Source organism: Mesorhizobium waimense (genome assembly GCF_003601975.1).
GTDB lineage: Bacteria > Pseudomonadota > Alphaproteobacteria > Rhizobiales > Rhizobiaceae > Mesorhizobium > Mesorhizobium waimense.
This window is the reverse complement of sequence record NZ_QZWZ01000022.1, coordinates 76,983-91,956: the sequence shown is the minus strand read 5'-3', so window position 1 is coordinate 91,956 and position 14,974 is coordinate 76,983. Positions and strand designations below refer to the sequence as shown.

The window sequence follows — 14,974 nt, the reverse complement described above, 5'->3', positions numbered from 1 at the left end:
TTGAAGGAACTCGACAGAACGAAGTCAGCCTCACCCCTGCGGCGGCGTCGCCTTTCTGGTGCGGGTGCGCTCCAGCCCCAACTGCCGCTCGCGCCAGATGATGAAGATGCCGGCCGCCACCACGATCGCGCCGCCAGCCAGCATGTTGAGCGTCGCCACGTCGCCGAACACCAGGTAGCCGACGACGACGCCGAGGATCATCGAGGTGTATTCGAACGGTGCTACGACCGAGGCCTCGGCATGGCGGTAGGCCGCCGTCATCAGGATCTGGCCGAGCCCGCCGCAGAACCCGGCCGCGACTAGCAGCGCAGTCTGCGCCGGCGTCAGCGCCTGCCAGCCGAACGGCAGCGACAACAGCGCCATGACACTGGCCGTCGCCGAAAACCAGAGCACAATGGTCGCCGTCTTCTCGGTCTGGACGAGGTTGCGCACCAGGAGCATGGCGACGGCCGATATCGCCGCGGCAATCAGCGCTGCAATCACGCCGAGCACCTCCTGGTCGCCAAGGGCGGCGCCCGAACCCAGCAGCGTCAGCTCTGGCCAGGAGATGATCAGCACGCCGACAAGGCCGACCGCGACCGCGCTCCAGCGATAGACTCGGATCGCCTCGCCAAGGAAGATCGAGGAGAACACCACCACCAGCAGCGGCTGGGCATAGTTGAGCGTGATCGCCTCCGGCAGCGGCAGCCTGGTCAGCGCGAAGAAGCCGAGCCCCATGGCGCCGACGCCGACGACACCGCGCGCAATATGGTTGAACGGCCGTTTGGTCGTGAACGCGGTGCCGAGCTTTCCCCTGAAGGCGAGGAAAGCGATGATCGGAAAGATGGCGAAGAAGGAGCGGAAGAAGACGATCTGCCCGGCCGGCACCGTGCCTGCCGCCTTGATGCAGGTCGACATGCCGACGAAGACCGCCACCGAAACGATCTTGAGCGCGATGCCCCGCAATGTGCTGTGGCCGACAGCATGATCGCCGGTGGCCTTCGGCTTGGCCCCCTTCTCCGCCGTCACGTCGGCGTTGCTTCCTGGATCGCGGTCCAGACACGCGCCGGTGTTGCCGGCATCTCGATGTGCCTGATGCCATAGGCCCGCCAGAGCGCGTCGGTCACCGCATTGAGTGCTGCCGGTGTCGCGCCGATCGTGCCGGCCTCGCCGGCGCCCTTGATGCCCAGTGCGTTGGTGGTCGAGGGCACGTTGCGGGTCTCGAAATGGAAGAACGGGAAATTGTCGGCGCGCGGCATGGCATAGTCCATGAAGCTCGCCGTCAGAAGCTGTCCGTCCTCGCCATAGATAGTGTCTTCGGTCAGCGCCTGACCAATACCCTGCACGACACCGCCATGCACCTGGCCGGCAAGCAGGATCGGGTTCACCGTGACGCCGAAATCATCGACGATGGTGTAGCGCACGATGTCGGTCGTGCCGGTATCGGGGTCGATCTCGACCTCGCAGATATGGGTGCCGTTTGGATAGGTGCATTCGTCCTGGACGAATTCGCCGAAACCCTTGAGATCGTCAGGGGTTTTCGCCGCCTTGGCGATGCTGGAAAAGTCGATCATGCGGTCGGTGCCGACGATGCGGGCGACGCCGTCCGACAGTTCGATGTCGCCGGCCGAGGCTTCCAGCTCGTCGGCGGCAATGCGCTTGATCTTGTTGGCGAGGTCCTCCCCGGCGCGAGAAGCCGATACTCCGCCAAGGGGGATGGAGCGCGAGCCGCCGGTGCCGCCGCCGTCCTTCAACTCGTCGGTGTCGCCCTGCCGGACATGGATTTTTTCGATCGGCAGATTGAGCTTTTCCGACAGGAACTGCGCATAGGCCGTCGCGTGGCCCTGGCCGTTGGTCTGGGTGCCGATCTTCAGTGTCACCGTGCCGTCGCCATTGAGCTCGACGAAAGCGGGCTCCGAGCCTGGAAAGGCGCAGGCCTCGATATAGGTCGCCATGCCGATGCCGCGGATTTTTCCGCCTGCTTTCGACTGTTCGAGCCGTTTCGGGAACGCCTTCCACTCGGCCTGCTCGATGGCGCGGTCCATATGACCGGCGAATTCGCCGGTGTCGTAGAGACGGCCGGTCTGCGTACGGTAGGGGAATTGCTCGGGGCGGATGAAATTCTTCCGCCGGATTTCCTCGACCGACAGGCCGAGATCGTGGGCGCAGGCGTCGACCAGTTTCTCCAGCAGCAGGGCCGCTTCCGGACGGCCGGCGCCGCGATAGGCATCGACCGGGCAGGTGTTGGTGTAGAGGCCGGTCACCGACACGTCGAGTGCCCCGATATCATAGACGCCGGTCGACATGGTGACGCCGACATAGGGGATGAACGGCCCGTATTGCGAGACATAGGCGCCCATATTGGCCAATAGCTCGACCTTCATGCCGAGGAAGCGGCCGTCCTTGTCGAGCGCCATCTCGGCTTTGACGACATTGTCGCGGCCTTGCGCGTCGGTGAGGAAATGCTCGGTGCGGTCGCCCGCCCATTTGACCGGACGTCCGAGGCGCTTGGCCGCCTCCAGCACCAGCGGATATTCGCGGTAGACGAAACTCTTCGGACCGAAGCCGCCGCCGACATCCGGCGTGATGACGCGCAGTTCACTCTTGTTGATCTTGAACAGGTCGGCGAGGATGTACTGCATGGAGTGCACGCCCTGCGACCCCGTGGTCAGCACGAAGCGGTTCTCGTCCACATTCCACTCGCCGATCGCCGAGCGCGGCTCCATGTAGTTGCAGACCAGGCGGTTGTTGACGAACTCGATGCGGGAGACGTGAGCGGCCTTGGCAAAGGCGGCCGCAGTCTTGGCCTTGTCGCCGATGTGGTAGGTGAAGGCGCGGTTGGAGCCGAGTTCCGGCCAGACCAGCGGCGTACCTTCATCCAGCGCGCTGGCGGTGCCGGAGGCGGCGTCCTCGCTGTCGTAGTCGACCTCGATCATCTCGGCCGCGTCCTGCGCCAGCGCGCGGCTGTCGGCGACAACGAAGGCGACGGCATCGCCGACATAGTTGACCCGGTCGCCGCATAGGATCGGGATGTCGCGGGTCGGCGCCTTCGTGCCATCGGGCTGCCGCTGCATGACACCGGACTTCAGCTTGCCGAGATGGGCGAGATCGGCACCGGTCAGCACCAGATGGACACCGGGCGCTGCCCTTGCCGCCTCGGTCGAGGCAATGGTGAAGCTCGCCTTGGCGACCGGCGAGCGCAGCACATAGCCGTGCAGCAGGCCGGCAGGGCTGATGTCGTCGGTGTAATGCCCCTCCCCCTTGATGAAAGCCTGGTCCTCGCGCCGCAACACGGAAGCGCCCATGCCGAATTTCGGTGTGACGACGGTCATGAATGCCTCGCGATGATGATTGGGAAACGAGTGCCTGAAATAGGCACTGCCGCAGTTTTGTCGAGTGACCGTTTCGTGTAAAGAGCGCGGACTTCAAATTTTCTGGACCAGCGGACACACTTTCCGCCACGCAAATCGACGGGAAACCCAAGGGAATGCGCACCGATACCGGCCATGTCTTCAGGCTCGAAGACTATCGCCCCAGCGACTATCTCATTTTGGAAACCAGCCTTGTTTTCCGCCTTTCCCCGGAGGCGACCCGCGTCACTGCAACACTGACGATCGAACGCCGCGACGGCGTCGCCGCATCGGCACCGCTGGTTCTGGATGGCGACGGGCTGACGCTGGTGCGCATCGCCATCGATGGCCGCGAACTTCAGCCCGCGGAGTTCCTGGCGACGCCGGATCAACTGACCATTTCCCAGCCGCCGTCGGCGCCTCGCTTTCAGTTGCTGATCGAGACCGAAATCGCGCCGGCGGGCAACGAAACGCTGATGGGCCTCTATCGCTCCAGCTCTGTCTATTGCACGCAATGCGAGGCCGAGGGCTTTCGCCGCATCACCTATTTCCTCGACCGTCCCGACATATTGTCGGTCTACACGGTGCGCATCGAGGCCAAGCTGGACGAGGCGCCGCTGCTTCTCTCCAACGGCAACCCGGCCGGCAGCGGCGACCTTGCCGACGGCTGGCACTATGCGGTCTGGCACGATCCCTTCCCCAAGCCGTCCTATCTGTTCGCGCTGGTGGCCGGCGCGCTGGGCAAGGTCGCCGACAGCTTCGTCACCATGTCCGGCCGAACGGTCGAGCTCGGCATCTTTGTCGAGCCCGGCAAGGAGCGGCTCGCCGGCTACGCGATGGATGCGCTGAAGCGCTCGATGCGATGGGACGAGGAAGCCTTCGGGCGCGAATACGACCTCGAGGTCTTCAACATCGTCGCCGTGTCCGACTTCAACATGGGGGCGATGGAGAACAAGGGTCTCAACATCTTCAATGACAAATATGTGCTGGCCGACGAGGAGACCGCGACCGATGCCGATTTCGCCAATATCGAGGCGATCATCGCGCATGAATATTTCCACAATTGGACAGGCAACAGAATCACTTGCCGCGACTGGTTCCAGCTTTGCCTGAAGGAAGGGCTGACGGTCTTTCGCGATCACGAATTCTCCGCCGACCAGCGCTCGCGGGCGGTCAAGCGCATCGCCGAGGTGCGCACTTTGCGGGCGCATCAATTCCCCGAGGACCAGGGGCCGCTGGCGCATCCAGTGCGGCCGCGCCGCTACCGCGAGATCAACAATTTCTACACGGCGACAGTCTACGAGAAAGGCTCGGAAGTGGTGCGCATGATCCGCACCATTCTCGGCACTGATGCCTTCCGTGCCGGCATGGATCTCTATTTCGAGCGCCATGACGGCGAGGCGGCGACGATCGAGGATTTCCTGAAAGTGTTCGAGGATGTCTCCGGGCGCGACCTGTCGCAGTTTGCGCTCTGGTACCATCAGGCCGGCACGCCGAACCTGACGGTGAGCTCGACGCACAGTCCGGCCGCGCGCGAGTTCACGCTTGAGATCGAGCAGTCGGTGCCGCCGACGCCGGCGGAGAGCCGCAAGCGGCTGATGCACATTCCGTTGGCCTTCGGCCTGGTCGGCGCCGATGGCAGACCGGTCGCCTATAGCGGGGTCGATGGCGCCACCGTCGAGGACGGCGTCATCCACATCCGCAAGCGCCGGCAGGTTGTGCGCTTCTCGGGCGTGGCCGAGCGCCCTGCGGTGTCGCTGAACCGCGGCTTCTCCGCGCCGATCACGCTCTCGGTCGAACAGAAGGCCGACGACCAGTTCTTTCTGGCCGGCCATGACAGCGACAGCTTCTCGCGCTGGCAGGCGTTCAACACGCTGCTCACCGACGCATTGATTGCAGCCTTCCGCCAGATCCTCGGTGGAGGAGAGCCGGTCTACATCGCGCGGCTGACCGAGCTTGCCGGCAGGGTCGCCGCCGACGAGGCGCTGGAGCCGGCCTACCGGGCGCTGGCGCTGGCGCTTCCCGGCGAGGCCGACATCGCCCGCGACATCGGCAAGGGCATCGACCCGGACGCCATCTTCAGCGCCCGCGAGGCGCTGGCGCTGGCGATTGCCAAGGCCAACGAACAAGCCTTCTCGAGCCTCTACGACCGCCTTGCCGACAAGGGGCCGTTCAGCCCGGACGCGGCGAGCGCCGGGCGGCGGTCGCTGCGCAACATCCTGCTCGACTATCTCACGCTGCTGCCGGAAGGCACCGAACTCGCGGCCCGGCATTTCCGCTCCGCCACCAACATGACCGACCGCGCCGCGGCGCTGACCGTGCTCGCGCACCGCCATCGCGGTTCGCCGGAGACGGCGAAAGCCCTGGCCGATTTCGAGGCGAAGTATGGCAGCGATGCATTGGTGATGGACAAATGGTTCCAGATCCGGGCCGGCGTGCCCGGTCCACAAACCGTCGAGACGGTGCGCGCCCTGACCAAGCACGCGGGGTTCTCGATGGCCAATCCGAACCGGGTGCGCTCGCTGGTCGGCACGTTCTCCAGCGCCAACCAGACCGGCTTCCACCGCCGCGACGGCGAAGGCTACCGCTTCTTTGCCGAGACGGTGCTCGAGGTCGAAAAGCGCAACCCGCAAGTGGCGGCCAGGCTGGCGACGGCGCTGCGCTCATGGCGCTCGCTGGAGCCTGTCCGGCAGGCCAAGGCCAGGGAGGCGCTGCTGACGATCGCCAGCGCCGAAAACCTCTCGGCCGATTTGCGCGACATCGTTGAGCGGACGCTGGCGTGATCCCTCCCCTTGTCCGGCCACAGGCCGGGGGTGCTCGTCTCTGAAGCGCTCCGGCACTCTGAAGCGCCGACAGAAGAAAACGCGAGCACTGCCGCAACGACCCCACCTGTCCATCCGCCTTCGGCGGCTGTCCACCGTCCCCCTCAAGGAGGAGGGAGATCCCGTTTCGACATTATTTTAGTCGATTTTTAATCTTTTTTGGCCGCGCCTCTGGACAAGGCGAATCACCTTTGATTCCTTACAGACGATTCGGACGTGCGGTGTTGCCGGGTCGTCAAGCATAGGGAATTCGGGGAGTAGCCATTTATGGCCAAGGCGGACGCGTGGGGCGCGCCCGGAGGGACGGCTTTTGAGCGGCGTGAGGCGCGCGGCGACGGGCTTGCGGGCAACACGCGGCTGATCGCCGAACCCGCCTATCGGCGGCTCCTGGCAGCCGAACCCTTGCTGCGCCGTTCGATCCCTGCCCTCATCATCCTGTTCCTGGTCGTCATCGCGGCGCTGCGCGTCTTGTCGCTGATGAACGAGCGCGACGAGGTGGAGCGTGACACCAAGGCCATTCTCTCGCTGGCGGCGGGCCAGATGGCGAGCGCGATTGCCGCCGACCCCAACGCAGCCTCCACCGGCGCACTGGACCTTCTGGAGAATGCAGGACGGCTGGGCGCCATGGGCCGAAGCCATGTGCTTGCCGTCACCGACCGCGCCTTCAAGATCATTGCCGTTTCACCTCTGTCGACCGGCTGGCAGGGACGCTCGCTCGACAGTCTCGTCCAGGGCGGCCAGCCGTTGTTCATGTTCGGTGAGCGCGCCGGCGTCATGAACGTCAGCATCGGCGGACAGAACTGGTACGCGGCGGTGAGCCTGACGGCGAGCCGCAAGAACGCAGCCGCCGTTCTGGTGCCGCAGGAAGCGGTCCTCGACAGCTGGCGCAAGACCGTCTCGCTCAACGTCACGCTGTTCGTGCTGACGGCCGGCGTACTGATCATCATCCTCTATGCCTATTTCGGCCAGGCGGCGCGGGCTCAGGCCGCCGACCGCATCTACCTCGAAGCGCACCAGCGCATCGACATGGCGCTGGTGCGCGGCCGCTGCGGCCTGTGGGACTGGGACATGGTGCGCGGCAAGATGTACTGGTCGCGCTCGATGTACGACATGCTGGGCTACGAGCCCTGCGACACGATGCTGTCCTTCGGCGAGGTCGACGAAATCATCCATCCCGAAGATGGCGACCTGTTCGAACTTGCCAACCGCATCGTCGAGCGCGAGATCGACCATATCGACCAGGTGTTCCGCATGCGGCATGCCGACGGGCAATGGGTGTGGATGCGCGCCAGAGCCCAGGTGATCGACCCGGAAGCGCCGGAGATCCAGCTCATCGGCATCGCCGTCGACGTCACCGAGCAGCGGCATCTGGCGCTGCGCTCGGAAGCCGCGGATCTGCGCCTCAGGACGGCGATCGAGAACATCAACGAATCCTTCGTGCTGTGGGATGCCTCCGAGCACCTGATCATGTGCAATTCCAAATTCCAGAAAGACAACGGCCTGTCGGACCGCGACGTCATGCCGGGCGCGGCGCGCACGGCGCTGGAGGAGCACATGCTGGCGTTCGCCTCGGAGCGCAGGCTGGCCAACAGCAACGGACCGCAAGGCGGCGTGACGCTAGAGCGGCAGCTTGCCGACGGTCGCTGGCTGCAGGTCAACGAACTCAGGACCAGGGATGGCGGCACCGTCTCGGTCGGCTCCGACATCACCCAGATCAAGCTGCACCAGGAAAAGCTAGTCGACAGCGAGCGCCGGCTGATGGCGACGATCCACGATCTCAGCCTCGCCCGCCGGGCGGAGGAGGAACGGGCGCGAGAACTCGTCGAGCTCAACCGCAAATACATGAAGGAGACCGAACGCGCCGAGGCGGCCAACCGCGCCAAATCCGAATTCCTGGCCAACATGTCGCACGAATTGCGCACGCCGCTCAACGCCATCATCGGCTTTTCCGAACTGATGGAACAGGGCCTGTTCGGGCCGCTCGGCTCGCCGCGCTACGAGGAATATGCCACCGACATCAACGGCAGCGGCAAGTATCTGCTCGGCGTCATCAACGACATACTCGACATGTCGAAGATCGAGGCCGGCCAGTTCTCGGTGGACCGCGAGGAGATCGACCTCTGCCCGCTGATCAAGGAGACCGTGCGTGTCGTCTCGCTGCAGGCGGCCGAGAAATCGATCACGGTGGAGACCCGCATCGCCGATTCGATGCGGCTTTACGCCGACCGCCGCGCGATCAAGCAGATCGTCATCAACCTGTTGTCCAACGCGGTGAAATTCACTGGACAGGGTGGCCACATCTCGGTCAGGGCGCGCAACACCTCGGGCGCGCTGGTGCTGACCATCGAGGACAATGGCTGCGGCATCCCCAAGGAAGCGCTGGGCAAGCTCGGCCGGCCGTTCGAGCAGGTGCAGAACCAGTTTTCCAAGAACCACGCCGGATCGGGCCTCGGCCTGGCCATCTCGCGCTCGCTGGCCGAACTGCAGGGCGGCGCGCTGAAGATCCGCTCGACCGAAGGCGTCGGCACCATCGTGTCGGTGCGCATCCCGGTGAAGAAGGCGACGCCGGCGGTGAAGGCGGCGGCCTAAAGCTGAGCTTCGATGGCCGCCTTATCTATGACCGACCACACTTCTACGATCTTTCCGCCGCGAAATTCGTAGATCACGTTCTCGGTGAAGGACACTCTCTTGCCGTCTATGTCGAGGCCAAGGAACTTTCCCCTTGGCGTGCAGTCGAAGCCTAGTCGGCTCGCAACATAAGGCGGATCGGAAATCAGCATTTGGACGTCAAAGTAGAGGTCCGGAATTTCATCGAAGTCCCTCTCCAGCATTCCGCGATAGCCCGACAACCCGATCCGCCGGCCATTGTGGATCGCTTCGTCATCGACGAACTGTTCGAGCTTCGGCCAATCCTGCCTGTTCAGGCAGGCGATGTAGTCCCGGTAGATACCGGCGAGGGCAGTCTTGGTCATGGCAATTGGCCCATCTTCCCGCAAGGCCCGGCGGCTTACGCCGCCGGCGCCGGTTTGCGGGGTCACTGCATGCCGTCTTCGTCGTTGGCGCCCGATGGACGGTGACGGCCAAAGCGGCCGCCCTTCGGCAGTTCGCTCTTGTCGATCTTGCCGTCATTGTTCCTGTCTAGCACGGCGAAGATCTTCTTCTGGCGGCTGGTGATGTCGTTGGTGGTCAACGTGCCGTCGCCCCTGGTGTCGTAGCGTTCGATGATGCGTTTGGCCATGCGCTCGTAACGCGCCTTCTCCAGCGCATCGGCGAGCTGGGCGACGGTGAGCTTGCCGCCATTGTCGGCGACCATCTTCTTCAGCCGTGCGTTCATGGCGTCGGAAAACTGGTCGAAGGTAATGGTGCCGTTCGAATCCCTCATCGTCTTGTCGAGACGCATCATCATGTCGTCACGCATCTTGGCACTGGCATTGTTTTCGGCATAGGCCGTGGTGCCGACGGCGCCGGCAAGGGCTGCGAAAGCGAGGGCAAGTTTGGTCGACTTTCTCATTGGTCTTCTCCTGTTGCATCGTCACCCCCGATGCGGGCCAACAACCTAAGGCGCTACGTCCTCACGGTCGTTTGGCACGAAGCAAAAGGTCGAAATCCTTTCTGACCTTTCGCGACGTCTCCTTGAGGTGTGCTTCCAGCACACCGAAATCCGGCAGGTCGGTGACCGCCAGAAGCAGATCGGACAGACCCGGCGGAACGTCGTCGCGCTCGAAGACGCCGGTAAGGCAGAGCCTGATCATCTGGGTCAGCGCCAGATAGACCCGGTAGGCATCGCAGAGTTCCTGCCTGATGTCGGCGCCAGCGAAATCCGGCGCCAGCCGCGCCAGGATGTCGGCCGTCGCGGTTACCCTGCGGCCGGCCTCGACGTGGCCTATAATCACTGCCACCTGGGCAAGGAATTCGAGATCGATCAGCCCGCCGGGGATCAGCTTGATGTCCCAGAGATCGCGCGGCGGCTTCTCCTTCTCAATCAGCGCCCGCATCTCCGAGGCCTCCGCTATCACCTTGGCGGCGTCGCGCGGCAGAGCGAGGACAGCGGCCACCTCGGCCTCGACCTCGGCGCACAATGCGGTATCGCCACCGATCGCGCGCGCTCTCACCAGCGCCATGTGCTCCCAGGTCCAGGCGTCCTGGCGCTGATACTTTTTGAAGGCATCGACATGAGTGGCGACCGGCCCCTTGTTGCCGGAGGGGCGCAGGCGAAGGTCAAGCTCGTAGAGCACGCCCTCAGCGGTCGGCGCCGAGACGGCGGCGATCAGCCGCTGTGTCATCCTGGTGTAGTAGTGGGACGGCGCCAGCGGCTTGTCGCCGTCGGACTCTTCAGCATCGGCATCGTGGTCGTAGAGCAGGATGAGGTCGACGTCTGAGCCCGCCGTGAGTTCGCGGCTGCCGAGCTTGCCCATGCCGAGCAGCGCCACCCTGGCCCCGGCGATGCGGCCGTGCCGCAGCGCGAACTCGGCCGTGACAGCCTGCAGTGCTGCCTCGATGGTGAGATCGGCGAGGTCGGAAAAGGCGCGGCCGGCACGAGCCGGATCGATGGCACCGGCGAGCAGCCGCACACCGATCAGGAATTTCTGCTCGGAGGCGAAGATGCGCAAGCGGTCGAGCACGTCCTCATAGGCGCGGTCGCCTTCGATGAAGGCGGCAAGCCGCGCCGACAGATAGGCGCGGTTTGGCAATTCGTTGAGCAGCGCCGGGTCGAGCAGGCCGTCGAAGACATGCGGCCGCCGGGTGATGATCGCCGCCAGCCTGGGTGCCGCGCCCATGATCGTCGCCATCAGTTTCAGCAGCGCCGGGTTGGACTGCAGCAGCGAGAACAGCTGGATGCCGGCCGGCAGGCCGGCGAGGAATTCGTCGAAGCGCATTACCGCCTCGTCGGCCCGACGTGTCTGGCCGAAACCCTTTAGCAGCGCCGGCGTCAGTTCGGTTAGCCGCTCGCGCGCTTCCGCCGACTGGGTGACGCGGTAGCGGCCGAAATGCCAGCCGCGGATGACGCGGCAGATGTCGCTCGGGCGCTGGAAGCCGAGGCGCTGTAGGGTCTGAAGCGTGTCGGGATCGTCGACATCGCCGGTGAAGACCAGATTGCCGACGCCGGCCGACAGTTCCGGCGCGGTCTCGAACAGCGCCGCATAGTGGCGCTCGACCTGTTGCAGCGACGCACGAAAGGTTTCGGAAAAGGTCTTGGCATCGGCAAAGCCCAGCATGCGGGCGATGCGCTCCAGCCCCTCGTCACTGTCGGGCAGGATATGCGTCTGCTCGTCGGCGACCATCTGGATGGCATGCTCGACGCGGCGTAGGAGCCAGTATTGCCTGGTGAGCGCATCGCGCGCGTCGGCGGTGATCCAGCCGCGCGCGGCGAGCTGGCCCAGCATCGGCACGGTTTCGCGGCCGCGCAGCTCCGGGAAGCGGCCGCCGGCGATAAGCTGCTGGGTCTGGACGAAAAACTCGATCTCGCGGATGCCGCCACGGCCGAGCTTGACGTTGTGCCCTTTGACCGCGATCTCGCCATGGCCCTTGTGGGCGTGGATCTGGCGCTTGATGGAATGGACATCGGCGATCGCGGCATAGTCCATGTATTTGCGCCAGACATAGGGCTGCAATTCCTTGAGGAACCCCTCGCCCGCGGCGAGATCGCCGGCCACCGGACGCGCCTTGATCATGGCGGCGCGCTCCCAGTTCTGGCCGCGCCCCTCGTAGTAGTTAAGCGCGGCCTCGACCGGGATCGCCAGCGGCGTCGAGCCGGGGTCGGGCCGGAGTCTCAGATCGGTGCGGAAAACATAGCCGTGTTCGGTGCGATCCTGCAGGATGCGCACCAGGCGGCGGGTGAGACGCGAGAACAACTCCGTCGCATCGAGCGGATCGATCACCGCCGGCGCCTCCGGATCGAAGAAGACGACGAGGTCGATGTCGGAGGAGAAGTTCAGTTCATGCGCGCCGAGCTTACCCATGCCGAGCAGGATCCAGCCCGACTGGCGCGCCGGATTTTCGGGATCGGGCAATTTGAGCTTGCCTTGTCCATGCGCGTCGCGGAGCAAAAAATCGACGGCGGCGCGGGTGCAGGCGTCGGCGAGATCGCTGAGGCGGCGCACCGTTAGCGCGGGCTCGGCCTCGCCGGCGAGATCGGCAAGCGCGATCAGGAAATGCGCTTCGGCTTTGCACAGCCGCAGCTCCATCATCAGGCTCGTTTCCGAAACGGAATCCGTAAACGCCGCCTTGCCGATCGCTTCGCCGATTGCCATCAGCCGGGCCTCGACATCGGAGTCGAACAGCCGATCGAGAATGCCCGGCCGGCGGCGCGCCACATCACGCAGGAACGGCGACAGGTCGAAGACCGCGGCGAGGAGATCCTGAACAGTGCCCTCGGCTGCCAGGAACTTCGCCAGCCGGGGCAGGCCCTCTTCCTCGGCGGCGTCAGCGATCTCCGACAGTTCACGCCTCGAGCAGTTTTCATCCAGCGACAAAAGCCTTGCCGCCGGTTGCAAACGCCATTCGGTTTCAATCCGCTGCACAGGCTTCCTCGCCGCCATCAATGGTCGTCCCGTGCGGGAAAACCCATGACCACGGACAATCCGGGATTGGCGGGTAAAAGATCAAGCCTGCCGTTGTGGAAAGTCATGATTGCCTTGGCAAGGCTGAGGCCCAGGCCCGATCCCGGCTGCGAGCGGCTCTTTTCCAGCCGCACGAAACGCTCGGTCGCGCGGGCGCGGTCGGCGTCGTCGGAAATGCCCTGGCCGTTGTCGGAGACCGAAAGCCGGATTTCACCGCCGACACGCTCGAGCGTCACGCGCACCGCGGGCTTGCCGGTCGCGTCGGTCGAATACTTGATCGCATTGTCGACGATGTTCGACAGCGCCTGGCCGATCAGTTCGCGATTGCCGTTGACGGCAAAATCACCCGCGACCGAGCTCTCCAGCGTCACGCCCGCCTCCTCGGCCACCGGCTCATAGAGCTCGACGACATCGCGCACGGCAGCGGCGAGATCGACGCGGCTGGTGCTCTCGGAGGAATACCCGGCCTCCAGCCTGGAGATCATCAGGATGGCGTTGAAGGTCTTTATCAGCTGCTCTGACTCGGCAATCGTGCCTTCCAACGCCTGCCGGTAATCGGTGGTCTTGTGCTTGCCGGAAAGCGTCGCCTCGGCACGGTTGCGCAGCCTGGTCAGCGGCGTCTTCAGGTCGTGGGCGATGTTGTCCGAAACCTGCTTCAGCCCTTCGTTCAGCGTGGCGATCCTGGCCAGCATGGCATTGAGGTTTTCGGACAGGCGGTCGAATTCGTCGCCGGCGCCGGTGACCGGCAGGCGCCCGGACAGGTCGCCGCCCATGATGCGGCGGCTGGCTTCGGAGACGCTGTCGATGCGCTTCAGCGCCGCGCGCCCCACGAAGAACCAGATCAGCAGCCCGCCGAGCCCCATCATGCCCAGCGCCAGCATCAGAGAGCGGCGGATGACGGCGCGGAACCGCTCGGGTTCGCCGAGATCGCGGCCGACCAGCATGATCATCTGGTTGGGCAGGCGCAGCACCAGCGCAATCGCATTGTGGCCCTTCTCGCCCTCGGCCTGGACTTCGTTCTGGCCGGGCTGCGCCTCGTTCTGGTCGGCGGCCGTATTGCGCTGCCGTTCAAGCTCGCCCTCGCCGAAGCGCCGGTAGGAGAACGGCTCCGTCGTCCAGCCTTCGGCCTCGATCACCCCCGGCTCGAGGCTCTGTACATTGCCAGTCAGGATCTGGCCGTTGGTGTCGGCGATCAGATAGAGGTTGGCGCCGGGCTGGCGGGAGCGGGCCTCGACCACGCGGACCAGCACCGGCAGCCCGCCGCGCTGATAGGCGCGGGCAAGGCCGAGCACCTCGTCGTTGATGGTTTCCTGCGTCTGCGCGGTCAGCATGCGCGCCGACAGCGAGGTCATGTACAAGACCAGCAGAACCGCACAGAGGGCGAAAAGCAGGAAATAGAGCGCCGAGAGCCGCGCCGCCGTCGTTCTCATGATGGCCGGCAGGGAAAGGGCCATGCTAGGTTCAGCCGCTCTTCAGCATGTAGCCGGCGCCGCGAACCGTATGCAGGATCGGCTTGTCGAAGCCTTTTTCGATCTTGCCGCGCAGCCGCGAGACATGGACGTCGATGACGTTGGTCTGAGGATCGAAATGGTAGTCCCAGACATTCTCCAGCAGCATGGTGCGCGTCACCACTTGGCCGGCGTGGCGCATCAGATATTCGAGCAGGCGGAATTCGCGCGGCTGCAGCGTGATTTCGCGCGCTGCGCGGCGGACCGAATGCGAGAGACGGTCGAGCTCGAGATCGCCGACCCGGTAGACGGTTTCGGCTTCGCGGGCGCTGGCGCGGCGGTTCAGCACCTCGACGCGGGCGAGCAGCTCGGAAAAGGCATAGGGCTTGGTCAGATAGTCGTCGCCGCCGGCGCGCAGGCCGGTGACTCGGTCGTCGACCTCGCCCAGCGCCGACAGGATCAGCACCGGCGTCGTGTTGCCGCGCGAACGCAGGCCAGCGATGACCGACAGGCCGTCGCGGCGCGGCAGCATGCGGTCGACCACCATGACGTCATAGTCGCCGGCATCGGCAAGCGTGAAGCCGGTCTCGCCGTCGCCGGCGACATGGGCGGTGTGCCCGGCCTCGGCAAAGGCTTTCTCGAGGTAGTCCGCGGCCTCGCGATCGTCTTCTATGACAAGAATCTTCATAGAGCTGTTATACGCGATTTCGCTGGAAGATTGAGTGGTGGCCGGCATAGCGTTTAGGCCTTCGTTGAGGCGCATGTCGTTGTCCCAAAACCGCTGCACGCTTTTGGGCGACATGCTCTGGTAAAGC

At 64.7% G+C, this 14,974-nt stretch carries 9 protein-coding genes; 2 read left to right on the top strand and 7 right to left on the bottom strand.

Annotated elements, in window-relative coordinates; all coding sequences use genetic code 11:
• Positions 1-30 precede the first annotated feature (30 nt).
• The gene (locus tag D3227_RS25010; RefSeq protein WP_120016941.1) at positions 31-1,008 is read right to left on the bottom strand and encodes a DMT family transporter; all 978 of its coding nucleotides are present in this window, start codon (positions 1,006-1,008) and stop codon (positions 31-33) included.
• On the bottom strand, positions 1,005-3,311 hold the full coding sequence (locus tag D3227_RS25005) for a xanthine dehydrogenase family protein molybdopterin-binding subunit (RefSeq protein WP_120016940.1): 2,307 nt from the start codon (positions 3,309-3,311) through the stop codon (positions 1,005-1,007). Before D3227_RS25005 ends, D3227_RS25010 begins: the two co-directional genes overlap by 4 nt.
• 155 nt (positions 3,312-3,466) lie before the next feature.
• On the opposite strand from D3227_RS25005, the gene pepN reads away from it, so the two are divergent.
• Both pepN and D3227_RS24995 read left to right on the top strand, forming a co-directional pair.
• The gene (pepN, locus tag D3227_RS25000) at positions 3,467-6,112 is read left to right on the top strand and encodes an aminopeptidase N (RefSeq protein WP_120016939.1); all 2,646 of its coding nucleotides are present in this window, start codon (positions 3,467-3,469) and stop codon (positions 6,110-6,112) included.
• A gap of 306 nt (positions 6,113-6,418) precedes the next feature.
• Complete coding sequence (locus tag D3227_RS24995) at positions 6,419-8,740, top strand: PAS domain-containing sensor histidine kinase (RefSeq protein ID WP_120016938.1); 2,322 nt, start codon at positions 6,419-6,421, stop codon at positions 8,738-8,740.
• Here D3227_RS24995 and D3227_RS24990 read toward each other — a convergent pair.
• The 5 genes from D3227_RS24990 to D3227_RS24970 form a co-directional block, all read right to left on the bottom strand.
• Positions 8,737-9,123 carry an ester cyclase gene (locus tag D3227_RS24990; RefSeq protein ID WP_120016937.1) on the bottom strand — a complete coding sequence of 129 codons (387 nt, stop codon included), beginning with the start codon at positions 9,121-9,123 and terminating at the stop codon, positions 8,737-8,739. The genes D3227_RS24995 and D3227_RS24990 overlap by 4 nt on opposite strands.
• Before the next feature lie 62 nt (positions 9,124-9,185).
• Positions 9,186-9,662: an EF-hand domain-containing protein gene (locus tag D3227_RS24985; RefSeq protein ID WP_120016936.1), complete on the bottom strand. Its 477-nt coding sequence runs from the start codon at positions 9,660-9,662 to the stop codon at positions 9,186-9,188.
• A gap of 61 nt (positions 9,663-9,723) precedes the next feature.
• Positions 9,724-12,690 carry a bifunctional [glutamine synthetase] adenylyltransferase/[glutamine synthetase]-adenylyl-L-tyrosine phosphorylase gene (locus D3227_RS24980; protein WP_120016935.1) on the bottom strand — a complete coding sequence of 989 codons (2,967 nt, stop codon included), beginning with the start codon at positions 12,688-12,690 and terminating at the stop codon, positions 9,724-9,726.
• Positions 12,690-14,165 (bottom strand): sensor histidine kinase, encoded by a 1,476-nt coding sequence (locus tag D3227_RS24975; RefSeq protein WP_120016934.1) that lies wholly within the window; start codon positions 14,163-14,165, stop codon positions 12,690-12,692. Before D3227_RS24975 ends, D3227_RS24980 begins: the two co-directional genes overlap by 1 nt.
• Positions 14,166-14,172: 7 nt before the next feature.
• Positions 14,173-14,847 (bottom strand): response regulator transcription factor, encoded by a 675-nt coding sequence (locus D3227_RS24970; protein WP_006199726.1) that lies wholly within the window; start codon positions 14,845-14,847, stop codon positions 14,173-14,175.
• Positions 14,848-14,974 lie beyond the last annotated feature (127 nt).